Source organism: Gammaproteobacteria bacterium (assembly GCA_022340215.1).
Taxonomy (GTDB): domain Bacteria; phylum Pseudomonadota; class Gammaproteobacteria; order JAJDOJ01; family JAJDOJ01; genus JAJDOJ01.
In genome coordinates, this window is record JAJDOJ010000042.1 from 1 (window position 1) to 21,828 (window position 21,828).

The 21,828-nt window shown below is 61.4% G+C and carries 17 protein-coding genes; all 17 read right to left on the reverse strand.

Annotation, left to right across the window (positions count from 1 at the left end):
- On the reverse strand, nt 1–296 hold a 296-nt coding region (locus tag LJE91_02730; protein MCG6867664.1), incomplete at its 3' end, for a hypothetical protein.
- A gap of 249 nt (nt 297–545) precedes the next feature.
- On the reverse strand, nt 546–3,650 hold the full coding sequence (locus LJE91_02735) for an Ig-like domain-containing protein (protein MCG6867665.1): 3,105 nt from the start codon (nt 3,648–3,650) through the stop codon (nt 546–548).
- A 139-nt stretch (nt 3,651–3,789) separates the two neighbouring features.
- A complete protein-coding gene (locus LJE91_02740) occupies nt 3,790–8,142 on the reverse strand; it encodes an Ig-like domain-containing protein (protein MCG6867666.1) in 4,353 nt (1,450 codons plus the stop codon).
- A gap of 367 nt (nt 8,143–8,509) precedes the next feature.
- Nucleotides 8,510–8,848 (reverse strand): hypothetical protein, encoded by a 339-nt coding sequence (locus LJE91_02745; protein MCG6867667.1) that lies wholly within the window; start codon nt 8,846–8,848, stop codon nt 8,510–8,512.
- Nucleotides 8,849–9,242: 394 nt separating this feature from the next.
- Nucleotides 9,243–9,800: a 4Fe-4S dicluster domain-containing protein gene (locus tag LJE91_02750; GenBank protein MCG6867668.1), complete on the reverse strand. Its 558-nt coding sequence runs from the start codon at nt 9,798–9,800 to the stop codon at nt 9,243–9,245.
- Nucleotides 9,801–9,814: 14 nt separating this feature from the next.
- Nucleotides 9,815–10,312, reverse strand: a complete 498-nt coding sequence (locus LJE91_02755; protein ID MCG6867669.1) for a nitrate reductase cytochrome c-type subunit — start codon at nt 10,310–10,312, stop codon at nt 9,815–9,817.
- Entirely contained in the window at nt 10,309–11,256 is a 948-nt protein-coding gene (gene napH / locus LJE91_02760) for a quinol dehydrogenase ferredoxin subunit NapH (GenBank protein MCG6867670.1), read from the reverse strand. Before napH ends, LJE91_02755 begins: the two co-directional genes overlap by 4 nt.
- Nucleotides 11,253–12,041, reverse strand: a complete 789-nt coding sequence (gene napG / locus LJE91_02765; GenBank protein ID MCG6867671.1) for a ferredoxin-type protein NapG — start codon at nt 12,039–12,041, stop codon at nt 11,253–11,255. Before napG ends, napH begins: the two co-directional genes overlap by 4 nt.
- Before the next feature lie 54 nt (nt 12,042–12,095).
- Nucleotides 12,096–14,852 carry a nitrate reductase catalytic subunit NapA gene (gene napA, locus LJE91_02770; protein MCG6867672.1) on the reverse strand — a complete coding sequence of 919 codons (2,757 nt, stop codon included), beginning with the start codon at nt 14,850–14,852 and terminating at the stop codon, nt 12,096–12,098.
- A 54-nt stretch (nt 14,853–14,906) separates the two neighbouring features.
- Entirely contained in the window at nt 14,907–15,224 is a 318-nt protein-coding gene (locus LJE91_02775) for a chaperone NapD (GenBank protein ID MCG6867673.1), read from the reverse strand.
- Nucleotides 15,225–15,542: 318 nt separating this feature from the next.
- On the reverse strand, nt 15,543–15,926 hold the full coding sequence (locus LJE91_02780) for a SirB2 family protein (protein ID MCG6867674.1): 384 nt from the start codon (nt 15,924–15,926) through the stop codon (nt 15,543–15,545).
- A 173-nt stretch (nt 15,927–16,099) separates the two neighbouring features.
- A complete protein-coding gene (locus LJE91_02785; GenBank protein ID MCG6867675.1) occupies nt 16,100–16,603 on the reverse strand; it encodes an SNF7 family protein in 504 nt (167 codons plus the stop codon).
- A gap of 950 nt (nt 16,604–17,553) precedes the next feature.
- Nucleotides 17,554–17,973 (reverse strand): hypothetical protein, encoded by a 420-nt coding sequence (locus LJE91_02790; protein MCG6867676.1) that lies wholly within the window; start codon nt 17,971–17,973, stop codon nt 17,554–17,556.
- Nucleotides 17,974–18,556: 583 nt separating this feature from the next.
- The gene (locus LJE91_02795) at nt 18,557–18,874 is read right to left on the reverse strand and encodes a c-type cytochrome (GenBank protein ID MCG6867677.1); all 318 of its coding nucleotides are present in this window, start codon (nt 18,872–18,874) and stop codon (nt 18,557–18,559) included.
- Nucleotides 18,875–19,243: 369 nt separating this feature from the next.
- A complete protein-coding gene (locus LJE91_02800; GenBank protein ID MCG6867678.1) occupies nt 19,244–20,728 on the reverse strand; it encodes a cbb3-type cytochrome c oxidase subunit I in 1,485 nt (494 codons plus the stop codon).
- Nucleotides 20,725–21,327 (reverse strand): cytochrome c, encoded by a 603-nt coding sequence (locus LJE91_02805; GenBank protein ID MCG6867679.1) that lies wholly within the window; start codon nt 21,325–21,327, stop codon nt 20,725–20,727. The genes LJE91_02800 and LJE91_02805 overlap by 4 nt, the downstream gene beginning before the upstream one ends.
- Entirely contained in the window at nt 21,324–21,689 is a 366-nt protein-coding gene (locus LJE91_02810; protein ID MCG6867680.1) for a hypothetical protein, read from the reverse strand. Before LJE91_02810 ends, LJE91_02805 begins: the two co-directional genes overlap by 4 nt.
- Nucleotides 21,690–21,828 lie beyond the last annotated feature (139 nt).

Consider the following 21,828-nt stretch of genomic DNA (forward strand, 5'->3'; position numbering starts at 1 on the left):
AAGGACAATTCGAGCGGGGATTCCTGCACGGTCAACTCGGGGGCATCGAATCGCGCGACTTCCTTGTCGGCGTCCATGAGGGCAACCGCGGGACCGCTGAGCTGCTCCCACAGATAGACCTGGATCTGCTCGAAGTCGTCGCTGACCGAACTACGGAGAAGAACCTCGGTGTTTTCGTTGACCCTCTGCTGGCCGGCATCGACGACGGGTGGTTGGTTTACCCCCTCACCAGCATTGTCTACGACACCACAGCCGGCGACTACCAGGATCCACGCAAGCGTGGTTGCCGGAATCATCGCGGCGCGTAAAAAACCGTACATTACAAATGAGAGCCCTCTCTATCGCAATTCGGCAGACTTTCCGTAGATCCAGCAGGAATTCGCGGGGAGTCAGATCAAACAACAGGTTACTTCACTATTTGATAAATCGCTAATATTTAGCAATAGCCCCATCGCAGACGATGCCGGCCGGACAACGTGCTTCAATCCCAAGTCTCCGGGAATTCTCACCTGAAGCAACCCGCGACCGGCGGTTCGCACCGCAGATCATGGACACTTCTCGAGGATCCCCGTCCCGTCGCGCGTCAATGCGTCGAACCAGATATCCGCCATGGCGTCGTAGCCCGTCTGGAGCGGATGAATGCCATCCGCCCTGGGATCTGCGGCGTTGAGTGCCGCATGCTGATCGACCAGGACCACCCTGTCCGGATAGGCGGGATGGGAGGGATCCGTCGACCTGGCGCGGACCAGGGCAGCGAGACTGGTGTTGAAGGCCTTCACGTCCGGATGCGATGGGGACCGATCCATGATGCTGGCCACTAGCACCGTCAACGGATGCCCTTCGGGACTACGCTCCCAGCGATCGATCGCATCGAGCACGGACCCCACCCCGCCGGCACCGGCGCTCAATCCGTGCGTTCCCGCGTACAGCAGGATGACGTCCGCGGGATGCGCCTGCAACCAGGGATAGACACCACCCGATCCGGTCACCGGACCGCCATGGGCGATCTCCTCAGCAGTGGCGTTCGCATGGGCCTCGTGGTCCGGGTCGAAACCGGTGACTGCCTCACCGGACCTTCCGGACCCGACGAAGTCCACGCGATAGCCGGCCTCGACCAGCCGCTGGTACAACGACCGGCGATAACCGATCCGCCAGGGCACTTCGGGTAGTCCCGTCGCCGCGTTGACGAGCCCTTCGGTGATCTCGTCGCCCAGGGGCATGATCCGCTGATTGACCACGACCGTCCCTTCCCGAATCTGGTTCCCGGTCGCGACGGACTGCACCGTGTAGGTAAAGCTGTCCCTTCCTCCGGGTCCGGTGGGGTTCGGCACGTACTCGAAGGCCCCGGTCTCGGGGTCCGTCACCATGACGGACCCTTTGCGGGCGTCGGAAGACAACAGGTACTGCGTGCCCGAAGCCGGTTGACCTTCGGCGAGCGAGGCCCGCAACACCTGGCCCTTGGCGACGTTCCAGCATTGGCCCGGCGCGACGGAAAGCGTCCTGGCGTCAAAGGTCAGGCCGTTAAACCCCGCGGCAAGGTTTCCATTGCCGTTGCCGTTGCCGTTGCCGTTGCCGTTGCCGTTGCCGTTATTTCCATTGAACGGAGACTGCGGCTGCGGTTGCGGTTGCGGTTGCGGTTGCGGTTGCGGCTGCGGCTGCGGCTGCGGCTGCGGCTGCGGGTGCGGTTGCGGTTGCGGTTGCGGTTGCGGTTGCGGCTGCGGCTGCGGCTGCGGTTGCGGCTGCGGTTTTGGCTTCGGAGCCGGGGACACCGCGATTCCAAAGCGCTGAGTGTCCGAATCCTTCCCGTCGAACACCTCGATGGTGACGTCGTTCTTTCCAACATCGCCCGCTCCCGGGGTGCCGGACAGCGTCGCCTTGCCGCCGCCCTGATCGCTGAGGGACAACCACCTGGGTTTTGTCGGCGCGCTGAAGCTCAGCTTGTCATCGTCACCGTCGGGGTCGGTCGCGGATATCTTGTACTGGTATGTCTTGCCCGCTTGGGCACTTTTGGGCGGACTACTGGTGATCCGCGGCGGGTCGTTGACCGCGAACACCGTGACGGTCACCTTAGCCGAGTCCCTTTCACCCGACTCGTCTTGAACCGAGTAGCTAAAGGTATCGGTGCCGTGGAACCCACCCTTCGGTCGATAGACGAGTCTCGCCGATGTGCCGCTTCCCGATTGATCGACCCTTCCCCCCTTCTCGGTTCGGTCGTCATGACTTGCGAGCCTGGGACTGTCACCCTCATCGGGGTCCCTGTCGTTGTCGAGGATATCCAGGGCCTCCTTGCCGTCTTCGGCGACGGTATAGGTGTCGTCTCTCGCATCGGGCCTGTCATTGGCGCCGGTCACGATGATCTCAAGCGAGGCGCTTCCCAGTGCTCCGTCGGTATCGCTCACCAGGTAGGAGAACTCCTCCTGCGCCTGGGCGCCCTGGGCGAGGGAGTTGGTGGCAGAACGGTCGTTGTCGATCGTGTAAACGTAGTCACCGCTGGCCTTCCACTGCAGATCGCCGTATTCGCCCGCAACCACTCCGGGGTCGGACACGCCGCCCACCTCGACGACGGTCAAAAGGTCCGGCGCATCCTCGACATCGGTGTCGTTCAGTACCAGGTTACCGGACACCGACAGGACCGGCCCGTCCTCGGCGATCGTATTGCGGTCCGGACCGGCGATCGGCGCATTGACACCGACCATCCAGGTCATAGGCCTGGTATCCGACAGCCCTTCACTGTCGGTCACCCTGGCGATCACGGGAAATTCCCCCTGCAGAGAGGGAACGCCGGATATCGTTCCCGTTGCGGGATTGATCGCCAGACCTGGGGGAAGGCCCTCAGCGGAGTACTGCAATACCTCACCGGGATCCGGATCGGTCGCCTTGAGGGTGACCGGCGCGATCGCATGTCTCACGGTCGCCCCCTGGTTGCCCGGATCGGTCAGTGAAGGAGGATCGTTGACGTGCGTGACCGTCACACGGACCGTCGCGGTGTCCTTGAGGCCCTGCCCGGTGAGCAGGGTGTAGGTGAAGGTGTCCAAGCCCTCGAAATTCGACGCCGGTCGATAGCTGAGCAGATTTCCCGGTCCGGCCCCCGAGATGCTGACCTCGCCGTCGCGGTTGGAAGGACCGACATCGATGATCTCGTAGCTTGCGCCCGGGTTCGCGTCGAGATCGTTTTCCAGGACCTTCAACAGATCGCCGGCGCTGTCCTCCAAAACAGTGAACTCATCGGCCATTGCGATGGAGTCGATCCGGACCCTCGTCACCCCTGACCCTGACTGTCCGAAGTTGTCGGTCACCGTCAACTGGAATTCCAGGATCGTCGGCGCTTCCACGGCGGGCGCGATGAACCAGGCGGAAGACTTGTCGGCATCCTGAAGAGCGACCCGGATACCCCTGGGATCGATCTCGGATACGCCTCCGATGCGACCATCTACCCCCTCCAGCTGCACCCACCGGTAACTGTCGATGTTGTCGAAATCGTCAGTGACCTCGCTGGTCAGGTTGACCCTGGCATGTTCGCGGGCGGTAATCTGCGCCGATTGATCAGTAATCTCGGGGGGCTGGTTGACTCCCTCCCCGGCATCGTCGACGACGCTGCATCCCGACACGGAGATCAGGGAAATGAACACAATGCCTCGTACGAGACTCAATGCCTCTCTCGCATCCATCCTACAACTCACCTATCTCAAGGGAGCGTCCCTTCCCCGGTCGATCCAGATCCCTGGTGTTTTTCTCATGTCACGGGAAACGGCGGATTCCCGCCGGGCCTTCCCGATTCGCGCGTATTGATCAGGGGCACTTATCGAGCACCGCCGTCTGCCCCTGGGTCAGAGCAACGAACCAGACATCCGCCATCTTGGCGTAACCCGCCTGGTCGGGGTGAATCCCGTCTTCGATATCCTGCGGGTAATTCAATGCGCCGTTCAGGTTCACCACGGTGACATCGTCCGGATAAGCCAGATTCTTCGGATCGGTCTTCCTGGCAACCGCCAACGCGGCGATGCTGTCGTTGAACAAGGCAACATCCGGATGTGCGGGGACCTGATCGATGATTCGCGCCAGCAGAACGGAGACCGGGTGTCCGCCCTCGCTGGCCTCCCAACGATCGATCTCGTCCAGGATAGCACCGACATCCGCCGGGCTGGTGTTCAGACCGTGTGTTCCGACGTGCAGCAACACGACATCGGCCGGATTCGCCTCGAGCCAGGCATAGACACCACCACTGGCATCGGGGCTTCCGAATGCGACATCGTAGGCCGTCGCCCCAACGTGCCCCTCGTGGTCTGGATCGGTACCGGGCACCGAGCCTCCCGCCTCGAGTGCTCCAACGAAATCCACCTCGTACCCCGCACTCGACAGCGCCAGGGCCAGCGGGCCACGATAGCCGACACGCTCCCCAACGGTCGGTAACTGGAGTTCGGCGTCCGAAACGCCCTCGGAAATCTCGTCACCGAGCGCCATGACCGCCTGTTGCACGACCACAGTCGCCGAACGCGTTTCCACACCACCCGCCGGATCCTCGACCGAATAGGTAAAGCTGTCTTCCCCTGCCTGAATCCCAGGGTTCGCAACATACTCGAAGGCCCCGGCAGCCGGATCGGTGATCGCCACCGAACCTCTGGCTCCGTCGGTCACCAGTGCGTAGACCGCTTTCTGGGGATCCTGACCCTCGGCCAGGCTCGAACGCAGCACCACGTCACGGGGCGTGGTCCAGCATTGCCCGGGAGGCTCCAGGGAGAACGCGAGACTCGCCACACCGCCAGCGGGATTGACGGTTACGGTAAAGCCTGTCTCGACGGAGAGGCCGGGCGATCCACTGTCGGTAGCCCGGATCGTCAGGTCCGAGGAACCCGTCTGGCCCGTGGCGTATGTCAGGGTCAGGGAGCCGCCGCTGACAACGACGCTGGAGAACAGCGCCGGGTTGGAATTCGACTGTACGCTGTAATTCAATCCACCTGCCCCGTCTTCCTCATCGTCGAACGAGACGGTCAGATCGACCGTGGTATCGGCCGTCCCCTCGTCGACATCGACATCTCCAATCCCGCTGCTGGTGGGCGCGTCGTTGACCGCCGTCACCGAGATCGAGAAGGTGTCGGATGCCGATTCGCCGGAGGGGTCGCTTGCGGTCACCCGCACCTGGACGGAGCCGGCGTCCCCCTCCCCGGGCGTACCGGTAAAGGACCGGGAAGGTCCACTGAAATTCAGCCAGCCGGGCAGTGGCGAACCGTTCGTCTGCGTTGCCGAATAGGACAGGGTGTCCCCGTCCGGGTCGCTGAAGGCGTTAGCCGCGAAGGCGAAGCTGAACGCCGTGTCCTCGGTCGCGTTCTGGTCGGGAAGGGAAACATCCAGACGCGGCTTCTCGTTCACGGCGGCGATATTGACTGTGACCGTGGCGACATTCGAGTTCGCCGCTCCATCGTTGACACGATAGGTGAAGCTGTCGCTGCCACTGACACCCGCATTGGGCGTATAGCTGAAGGCGCCCGTGGAGGTGACCGTCGCGTTCCCCCTGGTCCCGTCCGTCACGACACTGTAGCTGAGCGAGTCGCCATCCACGTCGCTCCCCGTCAGCGTACCGCTTACGGTCTTGTTTTCCTGCGTGTCGACACTCAGGTCCTCCGCGACCGGGGCGTCGTTGACCGACGTGATCGAAATCGAAACCGTGGCGGTATTCGAGTCGAGTATGCCATCCGAGACGCGGAAGCTGAAACTGTCGGAGCCGTTCGCATCGCTGGCGGGAACGTAACGGAAGGCGCCGCTGGAGGCGTTCGTAATCGTCGCCAATCCCTTGCCGGAATTTCTGACGATGGAATAGATCAGCGGATCTCCGTCGGCGTCGAAGGCGCTCAAGTTGCCATTCAACAGCGTGTCTTCGTTGGTCGTAAAGGCGTCGTCGTTTGCAACGGGAGGATCGTTCACGTTCGTGATCGTCACGCTGACGGTCGCCGTGTTCGATACCAGTTCCCCGTCTCTGGCGTTGAACTTGAAACTGTCCGATCCGGTCTGCCCGATACCCGGCGTGTAACTGAATTCACCCGTCTGCGAGTCGATGACTGCCGTCCCCTTGGCACCCTGGTCGATAAGGCTGAAAGTGACATTATCACCATCGCTGTCGCTGGCCGTAAGGGAACCACTGAAGGTCGCACCCTGAGGTGTACTGAACGATGAGTCGCTGGCGACCGGCGCGTCGTTCACGGCGAGAATGGTGATGGAAACCGTCGAGGTGTTCGAATCGTCGGTGCCGTCGTTCACCTTGTAGGTGAAGCGATCCCCACCGGATTTCCCGGGATCGGGCACGTAACGGAATCTGCCGGTAGCGGTATTCAGAACCTCCGCCCTACCCAGACTTCCCTGCGAAACGATACTGAATTCCAGGGGATCGTCGTCCGGGTCGGTACCGCTCAGTGTCTCCCCGAGCGTCTCGTCCTCGTCGATCTCGAAGCTAAGGTCCTCGGTTACCGGCAGGTCGTTTACATTGGAAACGGTCACGGTGACCTGTGCGGTCGAGGTCTCACCCGCGGTGTCCCGCATCGTGTAGGTGAACGTCTCTTTACCGAAGAAATCGGGGTCCGGCGTGTAGATGACGGCGTTGTCGGCGCCCGGAGCACTCAGCTTCACGGTCCCACCCCGGGATGGGGTGCTGAGCGAAACCACTTCACGCGCGTCCCCGAGGTCGGGATCGACGTCGTTCGCCAGGACGCCGAGCAGGTTGTTCGTGCTGTCTTCCGAGACAGTGAACGCGTCTGCAACCGCCCGGGGAGCGTCATTCGCGCCATTTACGGTGACCGTCAGCGTGGAATTGCCCGCACCGCCGTCGGTATCCCTGACCAGATAGTTGAATACGTCTGTCACCGTGTCCGCCGCCGTGAGCCGGTCGGTCGCGACTCGCGCATTGTCCAGCGAATAGCTGTAGCTGCCGTCGGCCGCCCACACCAGCGTACCGTAGATCCCGTTGACCTGCCCCGGTGTCGAACTGCCCGCGACTTCCGTAATGAGCAGCAGAGCGTTCGCGTCCTCACCGTCGAAGTCGTTGACGCGAAGGTTTCCGGTAACCGTTTCGGAGACGGCGTCCTCGGTAACCACGTTCGTATCCGGGACCGCCGTCGGCGGATTGTTGGATACGCCCCAGTTGAATGCGGTGGAGGCTGTCAGCCCATCCGAGTCCGTGACCGTGACCGTGACCGCGTAATTTCCGGGATCGATAGTCGTACCCGTGATCGTACCGCTGCCCGGGTTGATCGCCAGGTTGGGCGGCAGGTTCGATGCCGCGAAGCGGAAGGTCTCGCCGGGATCGACGTCGGACACCTTGATCTGTAGGGGCGGCTGGATGGGCTCGCCGGCGGCGCTGCCCTGTGTACCCGGATTGGTCAGGACCGGGGAATCACCGCCGTGGGTGACTATGACTTGGACCTTGGCGGTATCGGCCTTGCCCTCGGCATCGATCACCGTGTACTCGAAATTATCGATGCCCTCGTAGTCCGCATCCGGAACATAGTTCAGGGTATTACCCGCGCCCGAACCCTGAACTGAGACGGTACCGTGCCCCGCGGTACCGGCACTGACTATCCTCAATTCGCTCGATGACGCCGCCGCGTTGTCGTTCGACAACACATCGAGCGTGTTGGCCGAACTGTCCTCCGCGACCGAGCGCGCATCGGCAACGGCGATCGACAGAATGACGACGTCGACCTCCGCCGACCCCTGGGTACCGAAATTGTCGATCGCGGTAAAACGGAACCTGACGATCGTCGGTTCCTCGACCGGGGGTGCAATGAACCAGGCGTCGATCTGGTCTGCATCCTGCAGGTCGATCTTCAGACTGGAAATGCCGGAGGCACGGCTGGCGGGAAACTCCTGTTCCCACTTCACCTGATCGACACGGTTGAAGTCATCGACCACAGCGCCGGACAGGGTGACCCTGTCCTGCTCGCGTGCCCGCAGGGCGTTCGGATCGGCTCCAGGCTCCCCACCCGAGCCACCATCACCGCCCCCTCCTCCCGTATCCGAAGAGGGGCCGATATCTGGGATGCTGACGCTCGGGGCCTCGTTGATACCCTCGCCCGCGCTGTCGACGACGCCGCAGCCGGAAAGGACCAGAATTGAGAGCAGGGGCGGTAGAACCGTCCAGATGTCAAATCGCAATAACCGCATGCTAACGTCCGATGTTACCAATCAATCCATTTGAGATCGCAACCGGAATTCCTTTTACTTCAATCGCATACATCCGCCATGTGAAGCATGAATGGAACGGTCTGGCCGGCGTCTCTGTCCGGTGCCGGATGCCTCTAAGAATACGCTCCGATCATCTCGAGTCAAGATAAGTACTGGATCTGCCTGGATAAACCTGGTGATCGATCACACTACGGGTGGCACAGTACCCTCGAAATGAGGAGTGTGGCTGATTCGATCGGAAATCGTCCGGCAGGGTTCGGAACCAGGGGTGTTCCATCTGGAACAACGAAGAAGGGGCGGGTGGTACCCGCCCCTTCTTCCCTTTGCCGGACGTAGATTACTTCGCGGCGGAGGTTGCCGGTGCTGTGGGAGCGGGTGCGGTGTAGGCAGGATAGCCGCCCCAACCGTAGCCGGGATATCCACCCCAACCCCAGGGGCCGCCACCACCCCAGCCATAGCCCGGATAGCCACCCCAGCCATAGCCCGGATAGCCACCCCAGCCATAGCCGGGATAACCACCATAACCCCAGGGGCCGCCCCAACCATAGGGACCACCACCGTACCAGGGGCCGCCGCCCCAGCCGTTACCCCACCATGCCTGGGCATCCTGGGTGGGAACCATCGCGGCGGAACCGGCGAGTGCCGCGGCCGCAACCATGCTGTAGACCTTCTTCATACGATTAACCTCGCTTACTCTTGCTTTATCGAAATACGGTGTCACCGTCATCGCAGGTAAACCCTTGCCCTACTAGACAGTCACCCCCCCAGCCGTGGGTGGCACCTCCCCGTGTACCACCGAGTCGACGGCGAAAACGCGATGCCGAAAAGCCCATCAGCTAGCGCTAATATTATTGTCTACATGGGCCGCGACGTAAATTGATCTGGATCAACTCCAGTCCTGTCAAAACCGGAGCCGGCCGATTCGCTTCGAAACCCTGCAAAGAAAAGCCTCCGCGATCTTTGCAGGGACCGCGGAGGAATCAGGAGGAGGATGATCGAATAAAATCATGTCTGATCAAAGGAGTCCGGGCAATTGGTGTAGTTACCTACCCACTTCGGGGGTGCGCACCTTAGGCGATTTCTGTCAGCCGTTCCTCATCTGCGGTGACCGACCAGACCACCTCGATCGCGTGGCCAGGACAAACGCCGACACATCGCCCGCACCCGTTGCAGCGCGATGCATCGATCGATGGCCTGCTGCGCCGGTCGAACCGGATGGCGCGCTGTCCGCAAGCGTGACCACAGGACATGCAGATGACACGGTTCCATGCAAGACATTGTCCTGAATCCAGCGATGCGGCGCCAATGTCCGGCGGTCTCGAACTGTCCGGATCCAGTCCTTCGATCGGGCAAGCCCGGGCACAATCACCGCAGTAGGTACAGCCCGCTCCGTCGAAGCTCAGGTACGGCGTGCCCGCCAGGGCGTGATCGGGGGCGTGTATCCGAATCACGTCTTCCGGGCATGCCGAGCGGCACGGCGCGCTGCAGTCGCCGCACGTCTCCGGACCGAGACGATCCCGGTGCCAGGGAGGCGGCGGCCCCAGTTCGTGCGTATGACGAATGAGGTCCTCACGCCCTTCACGCGTCAGAAAACGCCCGCTGAGGAACCCTCGTCTCGCGACGTCCACCCGTAGTTACCGACCTACTTGGCGGTCTCGAAGGAGTTGCCTACCAGCGGCTTGGTTTCGGCCTGCGGCGCGTGGCACTGCGTGCAGTTGAAGCGGCTGGCCGAAAGCGTCTTTTCTTCTTTCCCTGGCAGGCCCGCCTGCGCCTTGCCGTACGCCGGATCCACGTAGTGCGACTGCGGCATCGGTGTAGCCACGCCCTTCTGCGGTGCCTTGCCCCACATGGCTGGATTGTCATGACAGGTCTTGCACTGATTATTGCTTGCCGTTACCGGTACAAACGCCTCGATGTTGTGCGGGATCTGAGGCGGCGCGCCGGGGAAGGAGACAGGCAGGTCAGGAGTCGTACCCGGCATGCCCTGTGGATACTTGTACGCCTCCGGCGCAGGATCCGCGAAGACACTGGTCTTGCTGAGGCCCATATCGTCGGCGGGGATTCCCTGACCGGATACCTGGCTGAACGACACCAGGGACACACCGGCCAGGACGTATAACCAAGACTTCGCGGGTATCATGGGCTTCTCCTCTGGATTGTGTCGGCATCGGACATCTCGTTCTGATCATTGATACGGAATCTCCCGGCGAACTTCAGCGTGCCCTCGGGGCAGATCGGGATACACCGTCCACAGTTGGTGCATTCCCCCGATCGGACCATTCCAGCCTCGCTGGCCTTCCTGAGATTCAGCACCTGGGGCTCCGGACACACGCGGGCGCACTCGCCGCAATGTGTGCAGGTCGGGGTATCGAATCCGACTCTCAGCAACGCTGTCTGTCCCAGCAGGCCGTAGAAAGCGCCCAGCGGACACAGATGGCCACACCAGCCATCCTTCAGGACCACCAGGTCGAACACGAACACCCCCAATACCGCCATCCAACCGAGTCCGGCGCCGAAGATCAGCTCCCTGTGGAACATACTGATGGGGCTCACCCACTCGAAGGCCGCGACACCCGTCAGGGCCGAAAGCACGAAGGCGAGGCCGAGCACCCAGTATCGTATGCCGCGCCCCAGGGTCACCGCGTTCGGGATGCCGAGGTGCTTGCGCACCCAGCTCGCCAGGTCCGTCACCATGTTCACGGGACAGACCCAGGAACACCACACCCGGCCTCCGACCACGCCATAGAACAACACGATGATGGCCGCACCGATCAGCACCTCGTATCTCAGAGACTGACCGGTGGCCAGTATCTGCAGGGAGGCAAACGGGTCGGCCAGGGGGATGGTGCCCAACAATTCGGATGCACTGAGATTTCCGAGCAGCAGCGGCTGACCGAGCAAGGTCCAGCCCCAGTGAGCCGTCCCGAAGAACAGCAGCAACACCGTCACCTGCGTAATCCTGCGAAGGATCAGGTAACGCCAGACGAAAAGCTTCCCGCCGATACGCTTCGGCATCTCGAACAGGCGGACGGGTCGGCCATTCGGACCCAGTCTTGTTCCTTCCAGCGTCGTAGGATTGCTCAAGGTCCGTTACCCTGGTTGAGGTAGTCCAGGCCCCCCGGTTCCGCGCCCTCCTCCCCGGTGTCTCCCCGCCAGGGCCGGAACTCCTGCGTGATGCTGTCCTTCCGCTTCCACCCCAGACGGTAGTGCTCGCCGATCTCGCCCTGAACCAGCTCTGGCAACACCACCCGGATCGCGGCCTTGTCGGTGGGACACGCCTTCTCGCAGATCCCGCAACCGGTGCAGTGATCGCTGTTCACGAGGGGGACGAACATCGCGTGCTTGCTGAGCTTCCTCGGGACCGCTTCGACGGTGATCGCGCTGCCCTGCAACGGGCAGTCCCGAAAACAGATCTCGCAGCGCAGCCCTTGCCAGGAAAGGCAGTTCTCGATATCGATGACGGCGAGTCCCATGCGCGAATCGTTGATATTCTCCAGCGCCGGATCCAGTGCCCCGGTCGGGCATGCAACCTTGCACGGGATGTCCGGACACATGTAGCAGGGAATGTCGCGCGGCGTGAAATACGGCGTGCCGATCGGCACACGGTCTCCAGCCCTGGCGAGCGTCAGGGTGTCATAGGGGCAGTCGCGAACGCAGCGACCGCACTTGATGCACTTGGCGTAGAAATCAGACGCCTCGCGGGCCCCGGGGGGACGGATCACGTTATACGCGGCCCGGGCCTGCTGTTTCAGCAGGTACCCCCAGACCAACCCGCCCGTCGCCGCCATCGCCGCACGCTGTGTCAGCTTGGTCAGAAACGCGCGTCGCGCGGAATTCGCGTTGTTGCCCACCGAGAGCGCTCCGGGCATCGAGGCCGTACACGCGCGACCCCGCGCAGGTACGGCCCGTGCCGTCAAAAACCGTCAGGCCTTAAGCACCTTGACGGCGCACTTCTTGAAGTCCTCCTCCTTGGAGATGGGACAGGTCGCGTCCAGGGTCAGCTTGTTGATGAACACCCCTTCATCGAACCAGGGAACGAATACCGTCCCGCGAGGCATGCCGTTTCGGCCCTGGGTCTCGACCCGCGCCAGGATCTTACCGCGCCGCGATTCGATGGCGGCGAGGTCGTTGCGCTTCAGGCCGCGATCCTTCGCATCCTTCGGGTGCATGTAGAGCAGCGCCGCCGGAACCGCCCGATGCAATTCCGGCACACGGCGCGTCATGGTGCCGCTGTGCCAGTGCTCCAGCACCCGACCGGTGGTCAACCACAGATCGTAATTCCCGTCCGGCTGCTCCACGGGTGCGGCGTAGGGCCTGAAGAAGATCTTTGCCTTGCCGGCAAGGTTGGTCTTTTCCTTGTTGGTGATCTTGTCCAGGTCGCCGCTTGGCAGCGCCTTCAAAGCGGGGCCGTAGAACTGGAAGTCGCCCTCCTTAACGTAGGTGTCGTATTCGGCGTTGAAACGCCACTGGGTCTCCCTCCACTCACCCGTCTTCTCGTCCTTGATGACGGGCCACTTGAGGCCCCGAACCCGGTCTTCGTAGTAGACATCGAATTCGGCCAGATCATGCATGTGTCCCCGCCCGAACTGCGCATACTCCTCGAACAGCGCCTTTTCCGGAAACCACCCTTCGCCGATGAGTTCCGCCACGTGGTTAGCGTGGCCCTTGGCGACCGGGTCTGGCCAGGCCACCTTGCGGTTGGCCGGTGTCGCGAACAGGACCTCGTAGAGCGTCTCCTCGCCGGTATAATCCATCTCCTTGGCCTGCTTGCTTATATCCGGAAGCTTGCCGTCAGCGAAGCCTTCCGCCTTGAGACCGGGGATGTCATGCTCTCCCCAGACGTCCTTCAGCTTGAAGCGCTTGGAGAACTCCAGCACCTGCCAGATGTCTGCCTTCGCCTCCCCGGGAGGCGGCACCTGTTCGCGCCAGAACTGGGTACGACGCTCGGCATTTCCGTAAGCGCCCCATTTCTCGAAGATCATCGCAGTCGGCAGGATCAGGTCGGAGACCTTGGCCGAGATCCCGGGATAAGCCTCGGAACAGACGATGAAATTATCGAGTTCGCGCGCCGCCTTGAGCCAGTGGTTGGCATTGGCCGTGTTCTGCCAGGGATTGTTTACCTGAATCCAGGCCCACTTAATCTTGCCGTCCTCCAGGTCGCGCATGATCTTGGTGAAGTGGCTGCCGACCTTCGGGTTGACGGTGCCGGTCGGCATGTTCCAGGTCTTCTCCGCGAATGCCCGGTGCTTGGGATTGAACACCACCATGTCCGCCGGCAGACGGTGGGCGAAGGTACCGACCTCACGCGCGGTGCCGCAGGCCGAGGGCTGACCGGTCAGCGAAAAGCCACCGTTGCCCGGTTGGCATTGCTTACCCAGCAACAGGTGGTTCATATAGCACTGCTCGTTGACCCAGGTCCCGCGCTGGTGCTGGTTGAACCCCATGGTCCAGTAAGAGACGACCTTGCGCTTGGGATCGATGTAGATGTCGGCAAGCTGCTTCAGCTTCTCCTTGTAGTCCTCCAGGGACTCGTCGGGATCACCCTTGGAAAGTTCGGCAACGAAATCCAGCGAGTAGGGTTCCACCCCGCGCTTGAATTCCTCGAAGGTGATCAACCAGTGCTTACCGGCGGTCTTGGCGTTGTTCTGTTCCACGACCTCGCCGGCCTTCCGGCGCTGCGCCACGGCCTCCCACTCGTCGAGTGTCACCTCGAGCTGTTTGGCCTGGATATCCTTTTCGGCCGGAAACGCATACGCGTCCGTGGGACGCATCCCGTAGCCGATGTCGTAGGGACCCGTGGCGAACACGCAGTGCGCCTTGACGAAATCGTGGTCGACGGCATCCCGCTTGACGATCTCCCGGGCGATGTAGTTCTGAATGGCGAGATCGGTATTGGGCTTGAAGATGATCTCGAGGTCCGCGATGTCCGAACAACGGTTACGATACGTGGACAGGTTGACGATCCTGACGTCGTCGTTCGAGAGGCGCCGGTCCGAGACGCGCGCCCACAGGATGGGATGCATCTCCGCCATGTTCGCCCCCCAGAGAATGGCGGCGTCGGTGTGTTCGATATCGTCGTAGTTGCCCGCGGGTTCGTCGATCCCGAAGGTCTGGATGAATCCCGCGACGGCCGATGCCATGCAGTGCCGCGCGTTGGGATCGATGTTGTTGCTGCGGAACCCGCCCTTCATCAGCTTGGCCGAGGCGTAACCTTCCTGAACGGTGTACTGCCCCGAACCGAATATCGCGATCCCCGTCGGCCCGAGCGCTTTGTACGTCTTACGCAGTTGTGTCTCCATCTCGTCGAAGGCGCGTTCCCAGCTGACCGGCTGAAACTCACCATTCTTGTCGAACTTGCCACCCTTCATTCTCATGAGCGGTTGAGTCAGACGGTCCTTGCCGTACTGGATCTTGCCGTTGAAGTATCCCTTGATGCAGTTGAGACCGCGATTGACCGGCGCGTCCGGATCACCCTTGGTCGCGACGATCCTGCCCTGCTTGGTGGCGACCATGATGCCGCAGCCGGTGCCACAGAAACGACAGACGCTCTTGTCCCATTGCCAGTCCTTCTCGACCTCCTGGGTAGCAGCCTGCGCGGTCGCCCTGACCTCCAGACCGACCGTGGCGGCAGTCGTGGCGGCGATGCTGGACTTCAGAAAATCACGGCGTGTCAATTCCATTTCGACCTCCTCTGGGGCATTCCGATGATAAGATCCGGCAGGTTTCGGCGAGCGTCAGGACGCCGTCTGTTTGAGATAATCGGGGACTTCCCCGCTTGGTTCCTCAAGATCCGCCGGCATCTTCACCACCAGCGTCGGGTCCTCCTCGAAGTGGTGGTACACCATCTCTGCGAGGATGACCCCAGGCAGTTTCTTGATCCGCTTCAGGCCGTCCACCTCGCCGTGAATATGCGCGCATTCCTGCACAGCGACGATTCGCCCCGTTGCGGGATCGGAGTGGTGAACCTCCACACCGTCGAGTGCGTTCAGGGCGGCGATCCCCGCCTCGGTCCGATTCGGGGGGAAAACGACGAGTATTCCGGAATAGTTCATTACGCAATGACGACCCTTCGGTTGGAACGGACCGGGATAGATTCTGTCGGCAAGGAAGCGGGGTTACTAAGGCCAGCACGCGTCATGCCGCAATCGGCCGGTCGGGAATCACAAATCCAACTTTTCCATATACGCCCAAAATCGGTGCATCAAATTGATCAAAATCAATTTACGCCGAAGTCGTCGCACCCGTATGGGTCACTCTCCCTCACCCGGCCTCAACGCCTGCCGACCGCCGACCCTCGGTCGGCAGGCGTTGCGCCAGGATAAACCGGTTCCGGCCCTGACGCGCCTCGTCCAGCGACCGCACGGCGCGGGTCACGCGGGGGGCAAGGAAATCGCGTGTCCGCTCGACGCGATCAGAACGATGCCGGTGAAAACCAGTAGTGCCGCCAGCCACGCCATGACACGCACCCTGCGGGTCCTACCGAAATGCAGGGCGAACATACCGAGCCCGATATAGAACACGAGCAACAGGACCTTCGCCGTCAACCACCCCTGCACGAAGGGATACTGACCGATCATCACACACAGGGCGATGGCACTGGCGAGCAGCACCGTGTCATTGATGTGCGGCACGACGCGCACCCAGGATTGCCGCAGCCGCGGCGAATCGGCGGTCATCCACAGACCCCGCAGCAGAAACAGCGAACCACTGACGACTACCGTCGCCACGTGCAGGTGCTTGACCAGGAGATACATGGCGAAGGAGTCTAACCCGAACGAGGAATTCGGATGCATGCGCTAGGGAGAAAAGGTCGCCGGCACCGTTGCGATGTCACACCGCGACCCGGCGTGTTACCGCTCGGAAGAACGCCGGGCGAGGGGTCCGTGCCGGCGGTGACGGGAAGGTGACCGGCATTCGATACGCCGCGTCACGGCATGAAGCTGTTCATGATCGACATGGGACGCCCGATCTGGTGCGTCATGTTGCCCATCGAGCGCATCATTTGATCGGTAGACACCACCATCGTGCGCATCGACTGATCCATGTTCGCCATATGGACGCGCATCGGCTCCAGAGCGTTCATTTTCTTGTTCATTGCCGACATGTGGCTGTTCATACTATCCATGTTGCCAGAAACCTGCTTCATGGTCCGGTTCATGTTCTCGATGCTCTGAGAGATCTGTTGCATGTTGCGCGACATGTTCGGATCGATGCTCTGTGCCATCGTACGCATGTCGTCCGCCAGGCTGTAGATAAGAAAGAATCCGTAGGCGGCCAGCAGCACGAACGCAAACATGGCGGGATAGACGACAATTTCCCAGCGTCTCGCACTCCTTTCGAAACACTGCACGAACCGATCCAGGGCGTCCGGATTTGCCATCAGGGGATTGGTTGCTTCCTGGAACTCGGGCGGGGGGTTCTTGCTGGTCACATCGACTCCTGTTCAGCTGGAGACGTCCTGTATCAAGGGGACTAGGGAGAGGGGGGACTATAACGCCCTGGCGACCAAGATCATATCGAAGCATAAACAAATATTATCATCCAGATCAAGGACCGGCGTACATTCCTGTGCAAAAGCTCACACGGTTTGACGCACCAGGCCAGTGCAAGTTTCAATTCGAGTGCGACGACACCATCCGCCGCGTAGGGTAAGGAGGGCGATTCGTCGGATCGCGCCGGAACGCAGTTCGGCTGCTCCGGGCAGGATTTCCGAATGGCACGGGACATCCCTCCGACACCCGCGCCCTTCATCCGTATTTGTCTGGGTTCTCGCCGTAGTTCGGCGCGCGGCCTTCGGTGTGCTCAAAGTCTTCGGGGATCCCGTAACCCACCTCTTCGAACCAGACGGACAAACCTAGGAGCCTGTCGGCTTTAGGAACAATCTACTGCGCTGATGGGAGAACGGCCAAAAAAATCCCCGATTCCTCGTTGCGTAGGCCCACTATGCGCCTCGAAATCGTGAACTTTTTGTCTCGCTCTCCCAGCATGCTCGCTACGATCGCCTAAATCCGACAGGCTCCTAGGCGTGGCTGAAGATCACGCTGGCGATGAAGAAAATGGATGTAACGCCGAACAAATGGACACCTGATTCCCCCTGAGACTCAGCTACCCCAGGACCGACATTGGCTCCGAACCCGCAGAAATCGATTGGAAGGGAGCGGGTTCGGAGCGACATCATCGGTCAAGAACTCCACGATGCTCATGAAGATACGGATCTTTCCACGACTTCAGGGGGGGAACACTGGGAAAAGCGCGGATTTCCATAACCCGCGGACCAAAAACCTGGGCACGAACGAAACTGCGTCGATCCCGACACCTTTCCGCCCGCGCTGGTTGGTGACCCGCCTACCACTGCTCCGCAACCGAAAACCCGATGCGCGATCAATACTCGTTGGCGCCCTGATCGATCCAGACCTTGATGGTCTCGATCTCCTCGTCGGTCAGCGTTTCCTTGCCGTGCGGCATCTGTATCGAGGGATCGGCCTCACCGGAAACGAGACGAAACAATGTACTCGAAGCGGCCGAACCCGGAACGATGACCGCACCGAGACGCGTACCCTTCATCAGGCCGGCGTAGGAATCAACGACGAATCCGCTGGCTTCAGCGCCCGCCTGGCCCGACACGTGGCACTCCAGACAACGCGCCTCGATGATCGGCTTGACATCGTCAGCATAGGTCACTTTGGGCGGGGCCTGTTCTGGCGTGCAGCCCGACATCACGAGAATCAGCGGCACGAGCAACGCCACAGAAAATACACTCTTGCGGGAGTGATCGGATTTCGGTCCGAGTAAATTATCCATTCAGAGAGCTCCTGGTTCAGCTTGGGTGTTCTGACGGGACCGATCCGCGAGGCTCGGCAACCGGGTCACTACCCGGCGGGTAGGCGACGCGGCGATATCCTACACGCGGGACACCGAATGGCAAGCAGGCGACCCGGTTCGCGTCGTCTCAGTATCAGGTAGTATAGTGACACATCATATGAGGACACAATTTGCAGAATACGGATGAAACCCGTCGTATTGTTGCTCCTGACGATGCTGTTTGCGATCTCCTGTTCCAGAGCCCAGGTAGTCCGAAGATCAAGCGGCCGCGCCTCCCTCGCCACCCGACCTGGCGGCCAGCGAAAGGTTATCGCCTCCGTGCGCCGGTTGTCACGGAACGACCGGCATCGCCGAGGTTCCGTCAATCCCGGTATTGCGGGTCAGCACAACGACTCTCTGGTTGCCTCCATGGTGGCCTACAAACCTGGCCCCCGTTGCACCCGAGATCTCCAAACCGCTCAGCACGGCCGATTGGGCCGAGAAATGCGACCGTTGTTGCCATGGTTCGGGTTTTTCCGAGGCGATTCGGTCCCACGGGCGGCCGTGGCCGCCCGTGGGCGGCTCACTCACTTGCGCCCGGTAGGCTGGCGTAGTAGGCGGCGAGATTCTCGATATCGGCGTCCGACAGGTTTTTCGTGAAGCTCTGCATCAGCGGATTCGGGCGTGCGCCACTTTTGTATTCCTGCATCGCGGCAGAGAACGCCGCCGCGTCCATGCCAGCAATGCTGGGATAGGCGGGGCTGGTACTGATTCCCTCCGCTCCATGACACGAAGCGCAGGGCGCGGCTTTCGCTTTCCCGGCCGCGGCATCGGCAGCAAGCACAGGACCCGCCATGAGGCTGACGGCCAGCCCGGCATACATCACAATCGATTTTTTCATCGTTTTTGCTCCTTGATGAGGGTTGATCCTACCGGCAAAATGGGTGAGCCCGATGCAGCATTCGAAGTCCGTACCCAAATCCTTCCTCCACGCCGGAAACACCTCCTGGCGACACCCGAAGCGAAACATCCTGACCCTCCCACCTCGGGCGAACCGGCGCGACCGCGTGCCATCGCGGAGGCGTCTCCCTTAACCGGGAAACACAGCGACATTCTACCTCCTGGCTCCGCAACTTGCGCCCTGCCACTTCGAGCAGGGCATCATCGACACAGTCCGTACGCCCTCGGCTCACTTCGTGGCGCGCGATCGTGCGGACTGTCAGGCAAGCCGACGCGACAGCCCGCACACCCGGCCGGCAAGCCGACCGGTCTATGCGGTTGCAGGCGCCGATCCTGCCTCCTCCAGCACTGCATCACCCCCGCCGCCTGGTACGATTGCGGCGCGGCTGTCTCCCACACCGATCGTCAACAGATCCCACACCATCAGCAGGTAACCCGCCAGAGTGATCCAGCCGAAGGCCATGCGCCAGACCATGCCCTGGATGAACCAGGGATGGTTCTGCGCGGCGAAGTAACCTGCCCATCCCGAACCCTCGATGGCGCGCTCGACGAAGGACTGCTCATAGCCGGAGATCAGCAACGCCATGGTCATGCCGACAACCCCGATATTGAGCAGGGCCAGGGACCACTTCCACCGCCAGCCATTGCCCGCCAGTTCACCGGCCATCCAGACGTTACCGCGCAGTTTCTGCGCCGCCAGGTAGAAGAAGGCGATATTGATGGTCGCGTAGGCCCCGAAAAAGGCGAGATGACCGTGCGAGGATGTCCACTGCGTGCCGTGTGTGAAGAGGTTGATCTGTGGCAGGGTGTGCATAAATCCCCAGACCCCTGCGCCGAAAAAATTACCGAAGGCATGGGCGATCAGCCAGCCCAGCGCCGGATGGTTGCTGTTCGTGAACCGGTGCGTCCCGGAATCGTAGATGGCGTGCACCACCATGGCGACCAGGGGAATGGGCTCCAGCGCGGAGAAGAACCCGCCGATGCTGAACCAGTACTCGGGTGTGCCGATCCAGAAGTAGTGGTGGCCGAGGCCGAGGATTCCCGACCCGAACATCAGGGCGACTTCGATATAGAGCCAGGTCTGGACGATCTTGCGCCGCGCTCCGAGCGTGGTCATCAGCCCCCAGGCCATGATGCAGCCAACCAGGACCTCCCAGGTCGCCTCCACCCAGAGGTGGATGACCCACCACCACCAGTACTGGTCGATCGAGATGTTGGTGAAATAAACCATGCCGGCCAGATAGAGGCCCGCCAGTGCGATGAGGTCCAGGATCAAGACTCCGGTGATCCCCGTCGTCCTGCCCTTCAGGGCGGTGGCCGCGATATTGAAAAAGAACACGAGCACGCACACCACGATGCCGATATCCGCCCACCTCGGGGCCTCGATATACTCGCGGCCTTCGTTGATGAACCAGATGGTCGTATCGGTCCCGGGGCCGATCTGAACGAAGAGGTAGACCACCACCACGACCGCGACCGCGGTCGTAAAGACCCAGAAGATGAGGTTTCCCAGCTTCAGTCCCACCACCGGAATCCCGCTCTCGTCCTCAATCAGCCAGTAGGCGCAGCCAATGAACCCGAAAAGCATCCACACCACCATCGCGTTGATGTGGACCATGCGGTTGGTGCTGAAATCCAGGATCCCGTAGAGGAATTCCGGGCGCAGGTACTGTAGACCGGCCAGCAGCCCGAAGAACAACTGGGCGCCGAACAGCACGCCGGCGACGAGGAAATACTTCAGTGCGAGCTGCTGGCCGCCGCTCAGGTTGGAAATCTCGCTCACGCCAGGCTTCATGATTCACCTCCCTGGGGAATCGGCTTGAAGTTGTAGGGAAACCCGTTGGTGTCGATCGCCGCCATCCATTTGAGGAAGGCGATCACGGCCCTGCCCTCTTCCTCGGTAATCCCAAGGTCGGGCATCTTACGCCCGGTACCGAATGTCCGCGCGTTGGTTTCCGGATCCATCAGAAACATGAGCATGAGATCTTCTCGGGCCGCGGCACTCCCCCAGGACGCGTCGAGCCAGGACTTTGTCAGGTCGGGCGCAAAATAGGCGCCGTTGCCGAGCAGGGTGTGGCAGTTCATGCAATTGCGACCCTGAATGACCTTCTTGCCGTGCGTCACGAGCGCCTCGGCTTCCTCGTCAGAAAGCGCCTTACCGAACAGCGGCTCGGCGTCGCCGATCACCGGAACCTGAAAATTGCGGTCCGCGTCGAAGTTGTAGCTGATGCGCTTGTTGATCACGCTGTAGTTCGGCACCCGGTCGCTGCCGGCCGAGATCTGCTCAAGGGTGTCGAAGGTGAGAAATATCAGAATAATGAACATCAGGGCCGTCACGAGGAAGGCGGTCTTGCGCCAGATTTCCTCGCTGGACCACCAGGGCGCACTGCTCATGCTGACCTCCTGCCGCTATGCGTGTTGTCTTCGGGTATGGGAGATTTCGGGTTTGCGTCTTCTTCCAATGCAGCGTGCGTGCCCACACACAGGTGCCAGATCGCGTGCGGCGCGAGCAGATAGCCCAGCAGCATGGTGACCACCAGGATCCGCCAGAAACCATACAGATGCGTAGCCTCGGCCAGTACCAGGACCGAGATAAAAAGGAAGACATAGGCAAGATAGGCGAAGGGCATCAGCCGGGGCATACGATGGACGCGGGACAGGGCGAACAGCAGGGCGTAGGCCGCGCCCGCGATGATGATCATCGCGCCGGAGAAGAACGTGATGAAGAAATCCTGCAGGTCGACTGGCTGAATCATTACAGCCTCTCCGGTGGTGATGGATCCCACGGCGCCGGGAACCAGGAATCCGATACTCCGGTGTTAACGGCGGCCGGTCCGGGTGACCGGCGAACAGTCTGGCCGAGGTACCCTGCACCAATCGGCCGCAATGAAAATT